Annotated in this window: 6 protein-coding genes; 5 read left to right on the top strand and 1 reads right to left on the bottom strand. The window is 63.6% G+C overall.

From position 1 onward, the window contains the following. Window positions 1–97 precede the first annotated feature (97 nt). The 5 genes from ACUIAD_RS04525 (at window position 98) to ACUIAD_RS04505 (ending at window position 12448) form a co-directional block, all read left to right on the top strand. Window positions 98–1654 carry a serine/threonine protein kinase gene (locus tag ACUIAD_RS04525; RefSeq protein WP_445342894.1) on the top strand — a complete coding sequence of 519 codons (1557 nt, stop codon included), beginning with the start codon at window positions 98–100 and terminating at the stop codon, window positions 1652–1654. Between the two features lie 175 nt (window positions 1655–1829). Further along, entirely contained in the window at window positions 1830–7268 is a 5439-nt protein-coding gene (locus ACUIAD_RS04520) for an Ig-like domain-containing protein (protein WP_445342893.1), read from the top strand. After that, window positions 7261–8793, top strand: coding sequence for an AAA family ATPase (locus tag ACUIAD_RS04515; RefSeq protein WP_258333109.1), 1533 nt, complete (start codon window positions 7261–7263; stop codon window positions 8791–8793). The genes ACUIAD_RS04520 and ACUIAD_RS04515 overlap by 8 nt, the downstream gene beginning before the upstream one ends. 2 nt (window positions 8794–8795) lie before the next feature. Next, on the top strand, window positions 8796–10040 hold the full coding sequence (locus tag ACUIAD_RS04510) for a DUF58 domain-containing protein (protein ID WP_445343800.1): 1245 nt from the start codon (window positions 8796–8798) through the stop codon (window positions 10038–10040). Further along, window positions 10037–12448, top strand: coding sequence for a transglutaminase family protein (locus ACUIAD_RS04505; protein ID WP_445342892.1), 2412 nt, complete (start codon window positions 10037–10039; stop codon window positions 12446–12448). Before ACUIAD_RS04510 ends, ACUIAD_RS04505 begins: the two co-directional genes overlap by 4 nt. Before the next feature lie 387 nt (window positions 12449–12835). On the opposite strand, the gene ACUIAD_RS04500 is transcribed toward ACUIAD_RS04505, so the two are convergent. Further along, window positions 12836–16996, bottom strand: coding sequence for a DNA-directed RNA polymerase subunit beta' (locus ACUIAD_RS04500; protein WP_445342891.1), 4161 nt, complete (start codon window positions 16994–16996; stop codon window positions 12836–12838). Window positions 16997–17007 lie beyond the last annotated feature (11 nt).

The following is a 17007-nucleotide window of genomic DNA, read 5'->3' as shown; positions in this document are numbered from 1 at the left end:
GTAGTGTCGGCAGGAAGCTGAAAAGGAGGTCTGATCGGGAACGGCGTGCTGTTATCGTGGATAGCAGTTCTCAGACAGAGTCCTCAGGAGGTGTCTCTTGCAGCAGAATGGTTCCCAGGCCCAGCGCCCGGGTGCGGCTCCAGTCATGGACCAGGCGCCGGCGCTGCCCGGGCTTCGGCTCCTGCGGCCCCTGGACCTGGGAGGCACCGCCGCCGTCTATCTGTACGAACAGGAGGGGCTCAACCGACCAGTGGCAGTCAAGGTGGCCATCCAAAGCAACATGGACCGAAAGACTCATCAGCTCTTTCTGCGAGAGGCCAAAACCCTGGCCAAGCTCTCTACCCACCCCTGCATCCTGAGCATCCACCAGGCCCTGGTCAGCGATGACGGACGGGATTGCCTGGTACTCGAATACGCTCCGGGCGGCAGCTGCAAGTCCATCATGCTCAGCGGGGGCATGGACCAGGAAGGCGTGCTGGATCTAGGGGTGCGCATGGCTTCGGCTCTCTGCTGCGCCCATGAACGGGGAATCCTGCACCGGGACGTCAAACCCAGCAACTTTCTGATCACCGACCAGGGCCTGCCCGTCCTGGCCGACTTCGGCATCTCGTCGAGCATCTATGAAGGCGAACAGACCGGCGGGCTTTCCATACCCTGGGCGGCGCCAGAGGTCCTGGCAAATCGCTCGGGAGGATCGGAGGCCAGCGACATCTACTCCCTAGGCGCCTCGCTCTTCGGCATGTTGGCTGGCCGCTCTCCCTACGAGTACGCCTACCAGGCCCGGAATGAAAGTCACCTGGCCCAGCTGATCATGACAGCGGAAACTCCTGTTCTGCACATGGGCGAGACCTCTCCTGTCTTGGCTGCGGTTCTGAAGAAGGCCATGGCTCATGACCGGGACGACCGCTACTATTCGGCGTTGGAGTTCGGCCGCGCGCTTCAGGATGTCCAGGAGCAGCTCTATGGCCATGCAACGCCGTTCATCGGCGAGGGAATCGACCCCTATCCGAAGACGGATGCACGTCCGCATGCCAAGGTCGGAGCCATTGCGGGCCGGCCGGAAAGGAAGGAATCCGACCCCCTCTGGACCGAGGCAGGGGCCAGATCCGAATCACGTCAGCAACCCGGTAGGGGAACGATCGCTGACCATGAACATAGCCGGGCCAGGCGGTTTTCCGGCGGGGGTCGCCGTGTGATTCTTCCGGCTCTGATTCTCGCTGCCGTCCTGGCCCTAGTCCTGGTCTGGGCCCTGGTTGTCGGCCTGCCTAATGGTGCCAAACAAGGCTCACAGCCGACTACAGGCTCCTCCCAGACGCACTCCCAACAGGCGCAGTCACCAGACCCGACGAATTCGAGCGACTCCCAAGAGCTACAGGAGGGCCCTGTTCCCTCGCCCACACAGGGTCAGGGCCGCTACCAGGGCACCACGGCAGTTTTCACCTGGACCAATCCCGACCCCAAGCCAGGAGACACCTATGTTTGGCGTCCCTTGGACCAGGACGGCACCGGAGGCCATGGCCAAAGCGTTCAGACCCGACAGCCGACCGCCCGCATCGACGATCCACAGGGGGGTCAGACCTGCATTAGCGTAACTCTGGTGCGTGCCGACCAGAGCATGTCACAGGACCCGACCATCATCTGTGCAGCTCAATGAGCTACGGTTGTTGTAGTCCGCATTCGACCACCCCGATTTTCACAGACTGCCAAGACCTTGGAAATCAGCTAAAATCGGTCGTCAGAGAGGGGCATTGACGGCGGTCGGGGACCCAACGGAGAGGCAAAGGCATATCCCAGGCACCCTGTCGTGCGGGAAAGGAACTTACGGAATTATGGACTTGCGGGGACGATTCCTGCGGATGCGCCGCGCCGGGCTGCGTCTGCGGCATGCACTGGCCGTCCGTGCCAGGAACCCTGCCGTCATCCTAGCTGTCACGCTGGCGGCGCTGATCCTGCTCGTTCTTGGCGCCCTGTTCGTGCATGGAGTGGACCGCCGTGCCGTTCAGGTGGACGACGGCAGCATCTGGATCACCTCCCAGAACGAGCGCAAGGTCGCCCGGTTCAAGCCCGACATCGGAGAGGCGGACGTGGCCCTGTCGACGGGCACTGATCACTTCGACCTGGCCCAGAGTGGATACGCGGTCATCCTGGGCCGTGAGGGAGGGATGGCTCCCATAGCGGCCTCCACCGCTGCTCTAGGGGACACCACCCGGTCGGATGCCAGAGTCCAGCGGATAATCAACGGGCCCACTTTGGTCCTCTTCCAGGCGCGGACTGGCAGGATCTGGGTGGGTCAGGCCGCCTCGCCGGGAAATCTGGACACGCAACGCCGAGACCCTGTGCTGACCTTGGGCTCCGGAGCCGCCGTCACTGTGGATGCCTCCGGAGTCGTCTACGCCTACCGGCCCTCGGACGGGGTCGTGCTCAGGATCGATGGACCCGACTCACGGGCCCACCGTGAACTGGACTCCTTGACTGGCCACGCCCCCATCCGGGCCACTGCGCTCAGCGTCATCGACGGAAGACCCGTCCTCCTGGCCGGCGATCGGCTTTACTGGCCACAGGGATCCGTCCGTATACCGCACCGGGGAGACCTGCAGCTTCAGTCCACTCCAGTCGATATGGACCGCCAGGGACCCTGGGCAGGCCTGACCGATCAGGAAAGCGTCCACCTGGTTGAACTGGATCACCCCAAGAATCACATTGAGACAGTACGTACCGGCGGCAGCGGTCAACCCGCCCAGCCGGTCTCCTCGGGCGGATGTCTCTGGACGGCCTGGGCCTCCTCGGGACGGAACTTCCTGCGACTGTGCGCCACAGGGAAAGCCGTGCCACAGGTCCGGTCACAGCAGCCGCATCCCGCCACACTGGAGGCCATCAGCCCCACCTCGGATCTGGTCTTCCGGGCCAACCACCGGAGGGTCATCCTCAACGATGTGCTGACTGGCGATGTCTGGAACCCCCGATCCTCCACCAAGGTGATCCGGCCGCAGTGGCAGACCATGGAAATCAAGCACGCGGACAGCAACGATCAACGCCAGGACTCAGCCGACAATCGCCAGCGTTTCGCAGCCACCTGCCGATCAGGGTCCCAGCCCATCCAGGCCCAGGATGACAGTCTGGGCATTCGGGCCGGATCCAGAGCCCTGCTGGACCCTTTGCGCAACGATCGCCAGACCGATTGCTCGGTTCTGCGGATCGAGGATGCGCGAAGCTCGCAGGGTAATCTGCGCCTGACTCCGGTTATGAACGGACGCTATCTGCAGGTGGATGCCAGCGACGCACCTGACGGCCGGGCCCGAATCAACTACTCCATCACCGACGGACGCGGACAGGTCTCCTCGGCCGGCATCGACCTCAACATCGCCCCAGCCAAGATGGACCAAGGCGACCAGGCACCGGTCCAGAACGACACCCCTCCCGAGTACGAGGTGGAGCAAGGGGCCACGACCACCGTCAACGCCCTGTCCGGCTTCGAGGATCCCGAGGGCGATCCGTTGACCCTGGTCGGCGCCGAGTCGGTGAACTCCGATCGCATATCCCTGTCCACCAGGGCTGACGGACAGCTGACCATGAGCGCCGGCTCGGCCACCTCCGGTCGTCTGGCCGTCAAGGTCACTGTTTCAGACGGGCTCATGAGCGGTCAGGGACTCATTTATTTCACTGTCAGACCCGTCAACACGCTGGCTCCACTGGTCGATCCGGTCATTCGCCAAGCCACTCCCGGACGAGAGGTCACTGTGGATCTGAGCAGAAGCGTACATGCCAATGCTGCTCGGCCTCTTCGCTTGGTCCAGGTCGACAAGCCCGATGGAATACAGGTGGAGGTCAACGCCGAGAGCCTTTCCTTCACAGCCACCGCTGCTAACCCAGGCACCTATTATGTGCCCTATCGGGTAGCCCAAGGCGACCAGGAGACCCAAGGACTCGTCAGGCTGGAAGCCGAACGAAACCAGAGCGGATCCGCTCCGCCGGTTCCCGTCAACGACGTTGCCCTGCTGGGTGCCGACCAGACCGCCATCGTCGATCCCCTCGACAACGACCTGGATCCCATGGGCGGAGTACTGGCCCTGACCGATGTGCACGTGGATCCGAACTCCGGCATCAAAGTGGGCATCGTGGACCATCGCCGGATCTACCTGTCGGCCAGAAAAATCCCCACACGACCACTGAGCATTGCCTACACGGTCGCCAACGCCAATGGCAGCGCTCAGGGAACCATCGTCCTGCAGCCTCCCTCATTGAACAGGGCAGCCTCGGCGCCCAAGGCCCCGAATCTCACGGTTGGGGTCCGCTCATCGGGCCTGGTCACGGTTTCGGTCATGGACAAGGTCACACACGCTGACGGGACCAGCGTCACCCTGGACCAGAAGCTGACCACGGATCAGCGCACCTTTGCGGGATTGGCCTTCGTATCCGGAGATACGGTCAGATACCAGGCCAGCGAGCGCACCGGTGACTTCCCGGCCACCTATACGGTCAGGGACGATCTGGGCAACGCGGCCTCTGGCACCATCACCTTCCGGGTGCATGCCTCTGACGCATCCAACAAGCCCGCACCCACCCCGAAGGATCTGCGGGCCCAGGTGGCTGCCGGGACCAAGGTGCGCATCCCCGTCCCGCTGACCGGCATCGATCCCGATGGAGACTGCGACACCTTGTCCGGCTTAGGCAACCAAGTGCCCAAGCTGGGCAGGATCGTCAAAGCCGGAGCCGACTACCTGATCTATGAAGCCTATCCCGACTCGCACGGCACCGATGAGTTCACCTATGCCGTGGAGGATTGGGTGGGGCAGCGCGCCCAGGCGCGCATCCGCATCGGCGTCTTTCCCGACTCATCAGTGACCGGAGTCTTCGCCCGGGATGACAAGGTCAGACTGCGGCCCGGGACCGTGGCCGACGTACCTGTCCTGCTCAACGACATTTCAGGGGACGACGACCCCTTGAGCCTGGGCCCCCACTTGGAGCGCCAGGGCCTTGACCAAGCCAGCGTCGAAGACGGCATGATCCGGCTGACCGCCCCCTCGCAGCCAGGCACTTCCTATCTGGTCTACCAGGCACGCAACCAGGCAGGACTGAGCGACCAGGCCACCCTGACCGTAGTCTCGGATCCCCAAGCCCCCATCCAGCCGCCCATAGCTCAGGATTACCAGGTGGCCCCTGAGGATACGGTGGACAAGCGCAGCGTGGAAGTCAATCTGGCTGATTCCATCAGCAATCCTTCCGGCACCCTTGATGATCTGCGCCTTGGAATTCATCCTGAGGCCAGGGCCCATGCCAGAACGGTCGGCGAAGCAGGCTCCACCAAGCTGGTCATCGATCTGACCGATCAAGCCAGAGCCGTGCCCTACACCGTGACCAATACCCGCTACAACATCACTTCAATGGCTTTTGTGAAAGTTCCTGCCTATGGAGTATTCCCACCGGTCCTAAGACCCCGTGCTCCGGCCCTCAAAGTACGAGCTGGGCAAAGCATCACCATCGACATCGCCGATCAGGTCAGGGTGGGTGCAGGCAAGACCGCACGAATCGTCTCCCGCCAGTCCGTCTCGGCCACCAAATCCGACGGATCCGACCCCTACGTGGACGAGCACACTCTGAAATTCACCGCCGCAAGGGATTATGCCGGCCCAGCCTCGCTGACCTTTGCAGTCCGTGACGGGGATCCAGGCGGCCAGGCCATCATCAACGAGTCGGTGCTGACTCTGCCCATCACCGTGTTCGGCGGCAAAGCATCCCCGCCAGTCCTCTCGGCACCGGTCATCGATCTGGTGGCCGGGGAACCGGCGCAGACCATCTCCCTGACCGCCATGACCCGCTGGCCGCAGGGAAGCGACCCGGCCGATGGCACTTTCTCCGCTGGTGACCCCCAGGGGCCGATCCATGCCAGTCTGAGTCCCCGGGGCCAGCTGAACGTGGCCGCCGACAAGACCGCAACATCCGGCACCAAGGCCACCCTGCCGGTGACCATCACCAGTTCATCCGGCAATGCGCATACGGTCCTGGCCTTCCGCATCGTGGCCACCACCCGACCTCTGGCTTCAGTCCCCTCGCGCCAGGTAGGGCTCAAGGCCGGACAGAGCGTGGAGCTGAACCTGTTCGAGGGTGCCCTCAACCCCTTCCCCGACACTCCGCTTCGCCTGCTCGGCCTGGTCAGCGACGACGCCTCTCGACTGACAGCCACCAACCTGGGCAACGGACGGATCGCCATCAAAGCCGATCGTGACATCGGCGCCTCAACCAACACCATCCTGGCCACAGTCGAAGATGGCAGCCGGGATCCGGGTCGCCGGGTCACCGCCACCATCACCGTGGGCATCATCGACCGCCCACAGGCCCCCAGAATGCTGGCGGGCGCCGCCCAGGCAGGCGACGGAACAGTTCTCCTGGCTTGGGAGCCTGGTGCAGTCAACGGCAGTCCAGTGGACGAGTACCGAGTCTCCTACACCTCAGCTGCAGGCTCAGGTCAACGCTCCTGCGGCAATGCCGTCACGTGCCGGATCGATGGGCTGTCCAACGGCCACGACTACTCCTTCACCGTTCAGGCCCACAACCAGGTGGGCTGGTCCCCCGCTTCCTCGCCGGCGGCAGCCAGACCGGACGCGCTTCCCGGAGGTGTACAGGCACTGACCGTGAACGGCGACAGCAAGGAAATACTGACTGTCACCTGGCGTGCACCTGAGAATCATGGCTCGCCCATCCAGAGCTATACGGTCCACGGCGAGGGTTCAGGTTGCGGTTCGCCACGATGGCGCGCGGCCAACTCCACCAATGCGGTCTTCGACGTGAGTCATGATGAGGCAGGAGGCACCTGCACAGTAAGCGTGACCCCAGCTAATATGGCGGGATCAGGACCTGTGGCCTCAGCCGCCGGATCCACTTGGTCGCATCCGGATCCGCCGGCATTCCAGACCTTGGAGTACCTAGGCAACAACCAGGTCAAGCTAGTCCTGAACCCTGGGGCCGAACATGGCCGACCCTGCGCGGACATCCAGGTGGACATCGAAGGTATTGATCCCGACAAGGCGTCCTGGACCCTGCCCTGCAACCAGCAGGAAGTGAGTGAAACAATCACGCTGCCCGCCGGGTCAGCCAAGCCGGGCACAACACTGAACTTCCGGGCGGTCGCTCGCATCCATGGAGTGGGGTCCGAAGGCCATTCGCCCTCCGCCACCAAGGAGCTTACCCTGCCCAAAGAGACCGACAAGCCAAGCAATAAAACCCTTCGTCAGAGGTCCCCGGAGCAGACAAGGATGAATGACCATGGATGAACAAAACGCACAGGAACCCATTCAACAGGACGACACCATCGCGGATGACGCGACAAGACGGAATATCCCCACAACCGCGCGTGAGGCGAACAGTGAAGGGCACCGGGTTTTTGCCGACCGGCTGGATCTGCTGAAGCGACAGCGCCAGGCTCTCATGTCCGGCCTGGGCCAGAAGGAAACTCCTTCGGCTGTGAGCGACGATCGGACCCTGCCCGGCCGCGTCCCCTCGACCGCCAGGCATAAAACCACTCAGACGCCTAGGGCGGAATCCTTACCGTCAGACAGCACCATGGTGGAAGACGAGACCATCCCCGGCCGCCAGCCGGTCAGTAACCTATTAGCCCGGTCCTCATCAGCTCCTGCAAGGTCCGATATGGTCGACGCCAGCGATCAGACTCGATACCTCCAGTTGGAGCAGACCTCGGCCCTCCCTTATGAGGTCGGGACCGACCAACCTCGGGATACGGAAGAGATCGGACAGGATCAACAGCCTGCCGCCGAACCAGAAGATCAGGCAGTTGGGACCAGGAAGCAAAGACGGTCAGATCAGACCGGAGGCAGCAGCCAGGCCGCCGTAGACGTGTCGGCTTTCGCCAGCCTCTTCCGCTCTATCGTCGACAACGTGGGCCAGGCAGTGCTGGGCAAGGAGGAGACCATTGCCTTGTGCGTCACCGCCTTGATCGCAGGAGGCCATGTACTCCTGGAGGACAATCCGGGCACCGGCAAGACCCAGCTGTCACGCGCCCTGGCCGCCTCCATTGCCGTGGATTGCAAGCGGATTCAATTCACCCCCGACCTGCTGCCCTCCGATCTGCTCGGCGTGACCTTCTACGACCAGTCTCAAGGACGATTCTCCTTCCGACCCGGTCCAGTCTTCGCCTCCCTGGTCCTGGCCGACGAGATCAACCGAGCCTCCCCCAAAACCCAGTCAGCCCTGCTGGAGGTCATGGAGGAAGGCCAGGTGACCGTAGACGGTCGAACCTACCGACTCCCTCGGCCATTCATGGTTATAGCCACTCAGAATCCCATCGAGCAACTGGGCACCTATGCCCTGCCCGAGGCGCAGATGGACCGCTTTCTGATCCGCACCTCGCTTGGGGCACCTGGACACGATGCCAGCATGCGCATCCTTGAAGAGGCCGACATCCGTGACAGGGCCGGACTGGTCGACCCGGTGGTTGACGCCGCCCAGGTAGAAGCCATGGCCGCCTGCGCCTCCAAGGTCTTCTGCGCTCCCCCAATCATGGAGTACGTCATCCACATCATCGAAGCCACACGGCACAGCTCCGCCATCCAAGTCGGCTCCTCCATCAGAGGCGGACTGGCCCTTGTCCGTTGCGCCAGGATCCGGGCCTGCGCTCAGGGTCGCAGCTACGTGATTCCCGATGATGTCAAGGATCTGGTCGACCCCATCCTGGCCCACCGGCTTATCCTGACCGCCCAGAGCAGACTGGCGGACATGGACGAGCACCAGGCGCTGGCCGAAGCCCTGGCCAAGGTCCCCGTCCCGACTGGAGAGCAGTGAGCATGACCGCTTTCTCCCGCCGACCTGCCCCGGAAGCGAGACCTGCAACCTCGGCAGGATCCAGACACAGCCTGCGAGTTTTGGCCGCTGATCTGTGGCAGTCCGTCACCGCCCTGGGCCGGTCCATGGCTCTGGCTGCGCTTCTGTGCGCTCTGGCCTTCGCTCCAACAGGCTGGCGTGAACTGCTGGCGGGCGCCCTGCTGGGGGTAAGCATGCTGCTGCTCGGGTTGTTGATGAGCCTAGGCAACTTGTCCTGCAGTGCCGAAACAAGTCTTGATCAAGGCCGTCTGGAGGTGGGCGGCCAGGCTGAACTGGTCCTGGTTCTGACCAACCCAAGCAGCCGTTCAACTCGTCGCGGTCGAGTAGGCCTGACAATCGGCCAGGGAACCGCTTTGGCGCCTTTGCCTGCTCTGGCTCCCGGCCAGAGCCACCAGATCCGCCTCAAACTTAAAGCCAGGTCCCGTGGCGTGATTGACCTGGGCCCGGTGACGATGGAGGCTGGGGATCCGCTGGGACTCATCCGCCGCCGTCGGATCCTGACCAACGCTCGAAAACTCTATATCCATCCTCGCACAGTGGCCCTGCCGCCCCTTCAGGCCGGATTGGAACGCGACCTGGAGGGAGATCCTGGCCCTGGCATCGTCGACGACGACCTGGAGTTCCATGCCCTGCGCCCCTATGCTCCGGGCGACGACATAAAGCGGGTCCACTGGCTGTCCACTGCCCGGGCCGGCACTCTGATGGTTCGCCAGTACGAGCCCACCGTGCGCACCAGAACCGAACTCATCCTGGACGGGCAGGCCGACTCCTACCGAAACGCGGATGAATTCGAACTGGCAGTTGAAATCTTCGCCTCCTTGGGCTGCCGATGCCTGCTTGACGGCCGTCGGCTGCAAGCACTGGCCCCAGAACCGGACGATCCCCACGCATGGACCACCCTGCCCTCGCAGGATCCCCGAAGCTTCCTGGATGCCTGCAGCGCCATCAGCCCTCGCCAGGACAGCTATAGCAAGCCTGACCTGGGTGATGCTTCCGAGCGGACCAGCCTGACCATCCTGGTGACCGGTTCACTGGGCGAGCGTCAAACCTCAGCACTGATAGACAGATCAGCTCAGGACACATTCCCGGTCATGCTGCTGGCCGCCGATCTGGATGCCCATCCAAGCCTACAGACGCAGCCAGGCCTGGTCAGCGCCGTTCTGGGCAGCCTTCGGGACCTTCCCATCTTCTTGGAGAACCAGTCATGAGCACATCTGCATCATGGATGGATCAAGCCCAGGAGGAGCCTATCCGCCTGATCGACCAGGCTGGCCTGCAATCCAGCATCGACCCGACCAAGCGCCACTCCCCCATCATTCCGATCGCTGCCCTGGCAGCGCTCGATCTGCTGGCTGGGCTGCAGCTGCTGCCGGTATACGGTAGCCTGCCCTCCTGGCTGACAGTGGGAACAGCCGCCTGTCTGACCGGACTGCTGATCGCCATGCTCCCCCGCCGTGGGATCGCCACAGCCATTCTGCAGCCTCTGCTGCTGATTGCGGGCCAGTTCCTGCTGGGCCCCATCTTTACCCTGAATGGAACCACGCTAGCCCATATCCTGCCCACCTGGGCAACTCTGGCACAAGGGTGGTCAGCAACATTCAGCGCTTTCAAGACCCTGGCAGCCATCGACCCGCCCCTGGGCCAGGAAGCCGGCGGGTTGATGGCCCTGTGGACACTGATGCTCTGGACCTGTTATTTGGCCGTACTCCTGGCCCGCTTTGGCCTGGGCCGCAACTTGGGACGGCCAGCGCACCCCGTTGCCGTCCTGGCATCCACCCTGCCCGTCCTGGCCACCATGGCTGTGTCGGCGGCCCTGGGCACCAGCAAAGGCCTCTACCCAGCCTTGACGGGCGGCGTCCTCTGGCTGCTCCTGCTGATCTGGTCTGCCAGCGGACTGGGGCTGCTGCGTCTGCAAGGACCCGCATCCGCCCTCCTGACCCTGGTCTTGGCAGCCGGACTGATTTTCTCCGCTGGACTCCTGCCTGCCCCGACACGGCTGGTCATTCGCGATCACTATCAGCCACCCATGAACCCTTACCAGTTCACCAGCCCCTTGAGCGATTACCGTGCCTATATCAAACGCCACCGCGACGATACCCTGGTTACGGTCCGTAACCTCCCCGCCGGTACACCGGTCCGCATGGCCGTCATGGACCGTTATGACGGCAAGGTCTGGAACCTGTCAGACTCCTCGGGAGCAGGAGCCGCCGATTACCGACGCATCGGCGCCCAGATCCGCACAGAAACACAATCTGAGAAGACCAAAGACAGCAAATCGGCCGGAAAGTCATTTACAGCAACCTTCCAGATTCGAGAGGGATTCGACCACGCCTGGCTGCCTTCCGCTGGACAGGTCAAAGGCATTGACCCGATTCAGGGTCTGCAGCGGGAGAATCTCTACTTCAACAAAGCCACGGACACGGCTTTGACTGATCAGGTCCTGCAGGCGGGATCCAGCTATACAGTGCACGGCCTGGCCGAAGACAGACCCGGCACCCGTCGCATTGCCGACAGCGATCCGGGAGAAGCCCAGGTGCCTCCCCTGGCGGATGCCCCTGAAAGCCTACCCAAGGCCGCTGCCTCCATGACTTCCATGCAGGTGCGCGGCGGCGCCAGGGCACTGGCTATCGAAGAACGGCTGCATCGTGAAGGATGGTTTTCCCACGGTTTAGCTGGAGACTACCCCTCACCCTCCGGCCATGGCGACTATCGGATCAATCAGCTGATGCAGGGCCAGGCCATGGTGGGCGACAGCGAGCAATACGCCTCGGCCATGGCTCTCCTGGCCAGGCAGATGGGTCTGCCATCCCGGGTGGTCTTGGGATTCCTGCCCAAGAACCATGACGGCGCCATCAGTCGGTCACGAACCAGGACCGAGTCGGATGGGAGTACCCGAACCGACTTTACCGGACGTGATGCTCAGGCCTGGGTGGAGGTCAATCTGAAGGGACTAGGATGGGTCCCCTTCTACCCCACGCCGCCGGAGACCAAGACCCCGGACAAGTCCCTGGACTCCACGCCGCCCGATCCGCGCACCCTGGTCCGCCAGCCTCCGCCCCCGCTGGTCGATCCTCCCCGCGACGACAGAGCCACCCAGGGTAGGACTACCGTCGGCGGGCAGGAAGCATCCCTGCAGTCTTCACTCTCCTTCTGGAAGCGGTACGGACCTGTGATAGCCAAAGCGGCACTCTGGACCATGCCGCTCTGGCTGCCGGCTCTCCTGATTCTGCTCCTGCTAGGCATCAAGGCCTGGCTGCTCAGTCGGGCCCGGTCGACCGGCGACGCGAAGACACGTATCCGCGCCGGCTGGCGACAGATCGGCAACCTGGGCAGACAGACCGGCCTGCCCCTGGAGGGCACCCGTAGCGAGCAGGCGGTTCTGATCGCCCAGACCCTTCTGACCGACCCGCCAGGAGCCTCGTCGGCCGGACTGCGCCGGGATCTTGATCGACTGCGCGACATGGCCGATCAGGCCTCTTTCGACCGGAACCCTTCCAATGAGCAGGAGGCCCAAGACTGCTGGCAGCTGGTAGACAAGCTTCGATCCGCCATTCTGACGTCCCTGCCGCGAACCCGACGCTGGCGCACTCTGCTTTCCCCTAGGCACCTGCGCTGACCTGCCTATCATGGTTGGACCCGCCATGGCGTTTCCTCCTTGCTCAGACAAATGACATCGCAGCAAAGAGAGCGTGTTCTGCGATCGAGCTTTAAGAATCAAGACCTTACCAACCCACTGAGGCAGGGCTCACACGCAAAGCTAGGGCTAACTTACTGCGCCGTGGACCACGGATGTAGACACGGTCACCAGACAGCCGTCGTTTGCTACCGTCCGTCGGCAACCCGGATCGCTGAGGAAAACAAAACAAGGGCCTTTACGATCGTTGGGATCGTAAAGGCCCTCATTTTTTATCACGTATTCTGCAGCCCAATCCGTTAGGCCGGATCATAAGGCCTAAGCGGATCTGCGACTACCAGTTATTCAGTTATTCAGTTATTCAGACGCTCACTGATTGGAGCGCTGGTCCTCCGAGGAGGAGAAGGTGGCATCGCCGGACTGCTGCGGCGGCTGCTGGGCAGAGTCGCTGCCGTCGGCGGCATCCGAGGATCCCGCGCCCGTGGCAGCCGTCTGATTGTCGGCATCAGCTGACGGGTCCTGCACGTTGGGGGTGTCCAGATGGCTCTGGCCGCCCTGGTCGTTGAGGAAGTCGTCAGGGTTGAAGTCGTCGCCCAGCTTCAGGTCCCCGAAGTCGATGTTGGAGAAGTCCACATCGTTCAGATCGGCGTCGCTCAGATCCACATCGCCGCCACCCAGACCGAAGTTGGGGTAGATGGTGTCGCGGATGGCCTTGTCGGGCTCCACGGTGGCGTTGCGGTACCTGGCCAGGCCAGTGCCGGCAGGGATCAGCTTGCCGATGATCACGTTCTCCTTGAGGCCCTTCAGGTCGTCGACCTTCTGGTTCAGTGCGGCCTCGGTGAGTACGCGGGTCGTCTCCTGGAAGGAGGCGGCCGACAGCCAGGAGTCAGTGGCCAGAGAGGCCTTGGTGATGCCCATGAGCTCGGGGCGTCCCGCAGCCGGCTTGCCTCCGGCCTTGACGGCCTTCATGTTGGCGGCCTTGAACTTGGCCTGGTCGACCAGCTCGCCGGGCAGCAGATCAGTGTCGCCCGAGTCGATGACCGTGACGCGGCGGAGCATCTGGTGGACGATGACCTCGATGTGCTTGTCGTGGATGTCCACGCCCTGGGAGCGGTAGACCGTGTGCACCTCGTTGACGATGTTCACCTGAGCAGCGCGCGGGCCGAGGATGCGCAGGATCTTCTTGGGATCCACGGAGCCTTCGATCAGCTGGGTGCCGGCCTCGACGTGCTGTCCGTCCTTGACCATCATGGGCGCACGGCGGGTGACCGGGTAGGTCAGCGCCTCCACAGAGGTGTCGTCCGGGGTCAGGGTCACCTGGCGGCCACGGTCGGTGTCCTCCACCTTGACGGTTCCAGGGAACTCCGCAATAGGAGCCTCGCCCTTGGGGGTACGAGCCTCGAAGAGCTCGGTGACACGGGGAAGGCCCTGGGTGATGTCGGAGGCCGAAGCCACGCCGCCGGAGTGGAAGGAACGCAGCGTCAGCTGGGTGCCGGGCTCGCCGATGGACTGGGCGGCCACGATGCCCACGGCCTCGCCGACGTCCACCAGCTTGTTGGTGGCCAGAGACCAGCCGTAGCACTTGGCGCACACCCCGCGGGTGGACTCGCAGGTCAGGACCGAACGGGCCTTGACCTCCTCCACGCCGTGGGCGACCATGTCGCGCAGGACATCCATGGACAGTGCATCACCGCGCTTGTAGAGCACGGTCTTGCCGTCCTTGGGGTCGATGACGTCGGCGGCCAGGAGCCTGGAGTAGGGTCCGCCGTCGGCGGCCTTGACCAGGACCAGGTTGCCCTGCTCGTCGCGCTCGGCCACCTTCATGGTCAGACCGCGCATGGTGCCGCAGTCCTCCTCGCGCACGATCACGTCCTGGGAGACGTCTACCAGACGACGGGTCAGGTAGCCCGACTCGGCGGTGCGCAGTGCAGTGTCGGCCAGACCCTTGCGGGCGCCGTGCTGGGAGATGAAGTACTCCAGCACCGACAGGCCGTCGTGGTAGTTGGACTTGACCGGTCGAGGGATGATCTCGCCCTTGGGGTTGGCCACCAGGCCTCGCATACCGGCGATCTGGCGGATCTGCATCCAGTTGCCTCGCGCCCCGGACTGGACCATGATGTTCACGTTGTTGTCCGGAGTGAAATGCTCCTGCATGGCGTCAGCCACCTTGTCGGTGCACTCGGTCCACAGGTTGATCAGCTCCTGACGGCGCTCCTCGTCGGTCAGCAGACCCATGTCGTACTGGGAGTTGACCTTGGCGGCCTGCCCCTGGTACTCGTTGACGATCTCGCTGCGCTCGGGCGGCACCACGATGTCGGAGAAGGCCATGGTCACGCCGGACCACTGGGCCCGGGTGAAGCCCAGATCCTTCAGGGCATCCAGTGTGGCCGCAACTTGGGCGGTGGAGTACCGAGTAGCGATGTCGTCCACGATCCCGGACAGCTTGCCCTTGGGCACTTGCTCGTTGATGAAGGGGTAGTCCACAGGGAGCGTCTGGTTGAACAGGACCCGCCCGTAGTTGGTAGCGAATAGCCTGGAGCCGTCCTTGAAGACCTCCTCCTTGACCACGTCAGGGCTGCCGGGCTCGGGGTCGACGACCTTGAGGTCGCCGGGCTCCCAGTTCCTGGGCATGACGAAGTCTGCAGGCACCCGCAGCAGGATCTTGGCCTGCATGTCGATCTCACCCAGGTCCAGGGCCATCCGGGCCTCAGCCAGGCTGGAGAAGATCCGGCCCTGGCCCTTGGCGCCGGGCACTACGCTGGTCAGGTAGTACAGACCCAGAATCATGTCCTGGGAGGGCATGGTGACCGTATGGCCGTCGGCGGGCTTGAGGATGTTGTCGGAGGCCAGCATGAGCGAGCGAGCCTCAGCCTGGGCCTCTGCCGACAGGGGCAGGTGGACTGCCATCTGGTCGCCGTCAAAGTCGGCGTTGAAGGCCGCGCAGGCCAGCGGGGGCAGGTGGATGGCCTTGCCCTCGACCAGGATGGGCTCGAAGGCCTGGATGCCCAGACGGTGCAGCGTAGGCGCACGGTTGAGCAGGACGGGGTGCTCGGAGATGACCTCCTCCAGCACGCCCCAGACCTCGGGGTCGCCGCGGTCGACCAGCCGCTTGGCGCTCTTCATGTTCTGCGCATAGTTGAGATCCACCAGCCGCTTGATGACGAAGGGCTTGAAGAGCTCCAGGGCCATGGGCTTGGGCAGGCCGCACTGGTGCATGCGCAGGGAGGGCCCGACCACGATCACGGAACGGCCGGAGTAGTCCACGCGCTTGCCCAGCAGGTTCTGACGGAAGCGGCCCTGCTTGCCCTTGAGCATGTCTGCCAGGGACTTCAGCGGGCGGTTGGAGGCTCCGGTGACGGGACGGCCGCGGCGGCCGTTGTCGAAGAGGGAGTCCACAGCCTCCTGGAGCATGCGCTTCTCGTTATTGAGCATGATCTCGGGGGCGCCCAGCTCGATCAGGCGCTTGAGCCTGTTGTTGCGGTTGATGACGCGCCGGTAGAGATCGTTCAGGTCGGAGGTGGCGAAGCGGCCGCCGTCCAGCTGCACCATGGGGCGCAGATCGGGCGGGATGACCGGGACGACGTCCAGGACCATGGCCTCAGGCTTGTTGCCGGTGTTCAGGAAGGCGGAGACCACCTTGAGACGCTTGAGGGCGCGGGCCTTGCGCTGGCCGGAGCCAGTGTCGATCTCGTGACGGAGCTCCTTGGCCGCGCCCTCCAGGTCGAAGTCCTGCAGACGCTTCTTGATGGCCTCGGCGCCCATGCAGCCCTCGAAGTAGTCACCGTAGCGGTCCTGCATCTCCCGCCACAGATCCACATCGCCCTCCATGTCGCCGGGCTTCAGGGTCTTGAAGCGGTCGAAGACGGCGGTGATCCTCTGGATCTGGTCGTCGTAGCGCTTGCGGATGGCGGTCATGTCCCGCTCGGCTCCGTTGCGCAGACGGGCCTTCATGGAGCTCTTGACCTCGTCGGTCTTTTCCAGCTCGGCCAGGTCCTCCTCCAGCTTCTTGGCGCGCTTGTCGATCTCCAGGTCGCGCTTCTTCTCCAGCTGGCTGATCTCATTGTCGAACTCGTCCTGCAGGTCGGGCAGATCCTTGTGGCGCTGGTCCTCATCCACCTTGGTGACCATGTAGGCCGCGAAATAGATGACCTTCTCCAGGTCCTTGGGCGCGATGTCCAGCAGGTAGCCCAGCCGTGAGGGCACGCCCTTGAAGAACCAGATGTGGGTGACGGGGGCGGCCAGCTCGATGTGGCCCATACGCTCGCGACGGACGCGGGAGCGGGTGACCTCCACGCCGCAGCGCTCGCAGACGATTCCCTTGAAGCGCACGCGCTTGTACTTGCCACAGGCGCATTCCCAGTCGCGGGTGGGTCCGAAGATCTGCTCGCCGAACAGGCCGTCCTTCTCGGGCTTCAAGGTACGGTAGTTGATGGTTTCCGGCTTCTTGACCTCGCCATAGCTCCAGCCGCGGATGTCGTCGGCCGTGGCCAGTCCGATTCTCAGTTTGTCAAATGCATTGACGTCCAGCACTCTGTGTCCTG

The sequence above is a fragment of the Bifidobacterium sp. ESL0819 genome (assembly GCF_052606245.1).
Note: the sequence above shows the minus strand (reverse complement) of the source record. Positions and strands in the feature narration are given on the sequence as shown.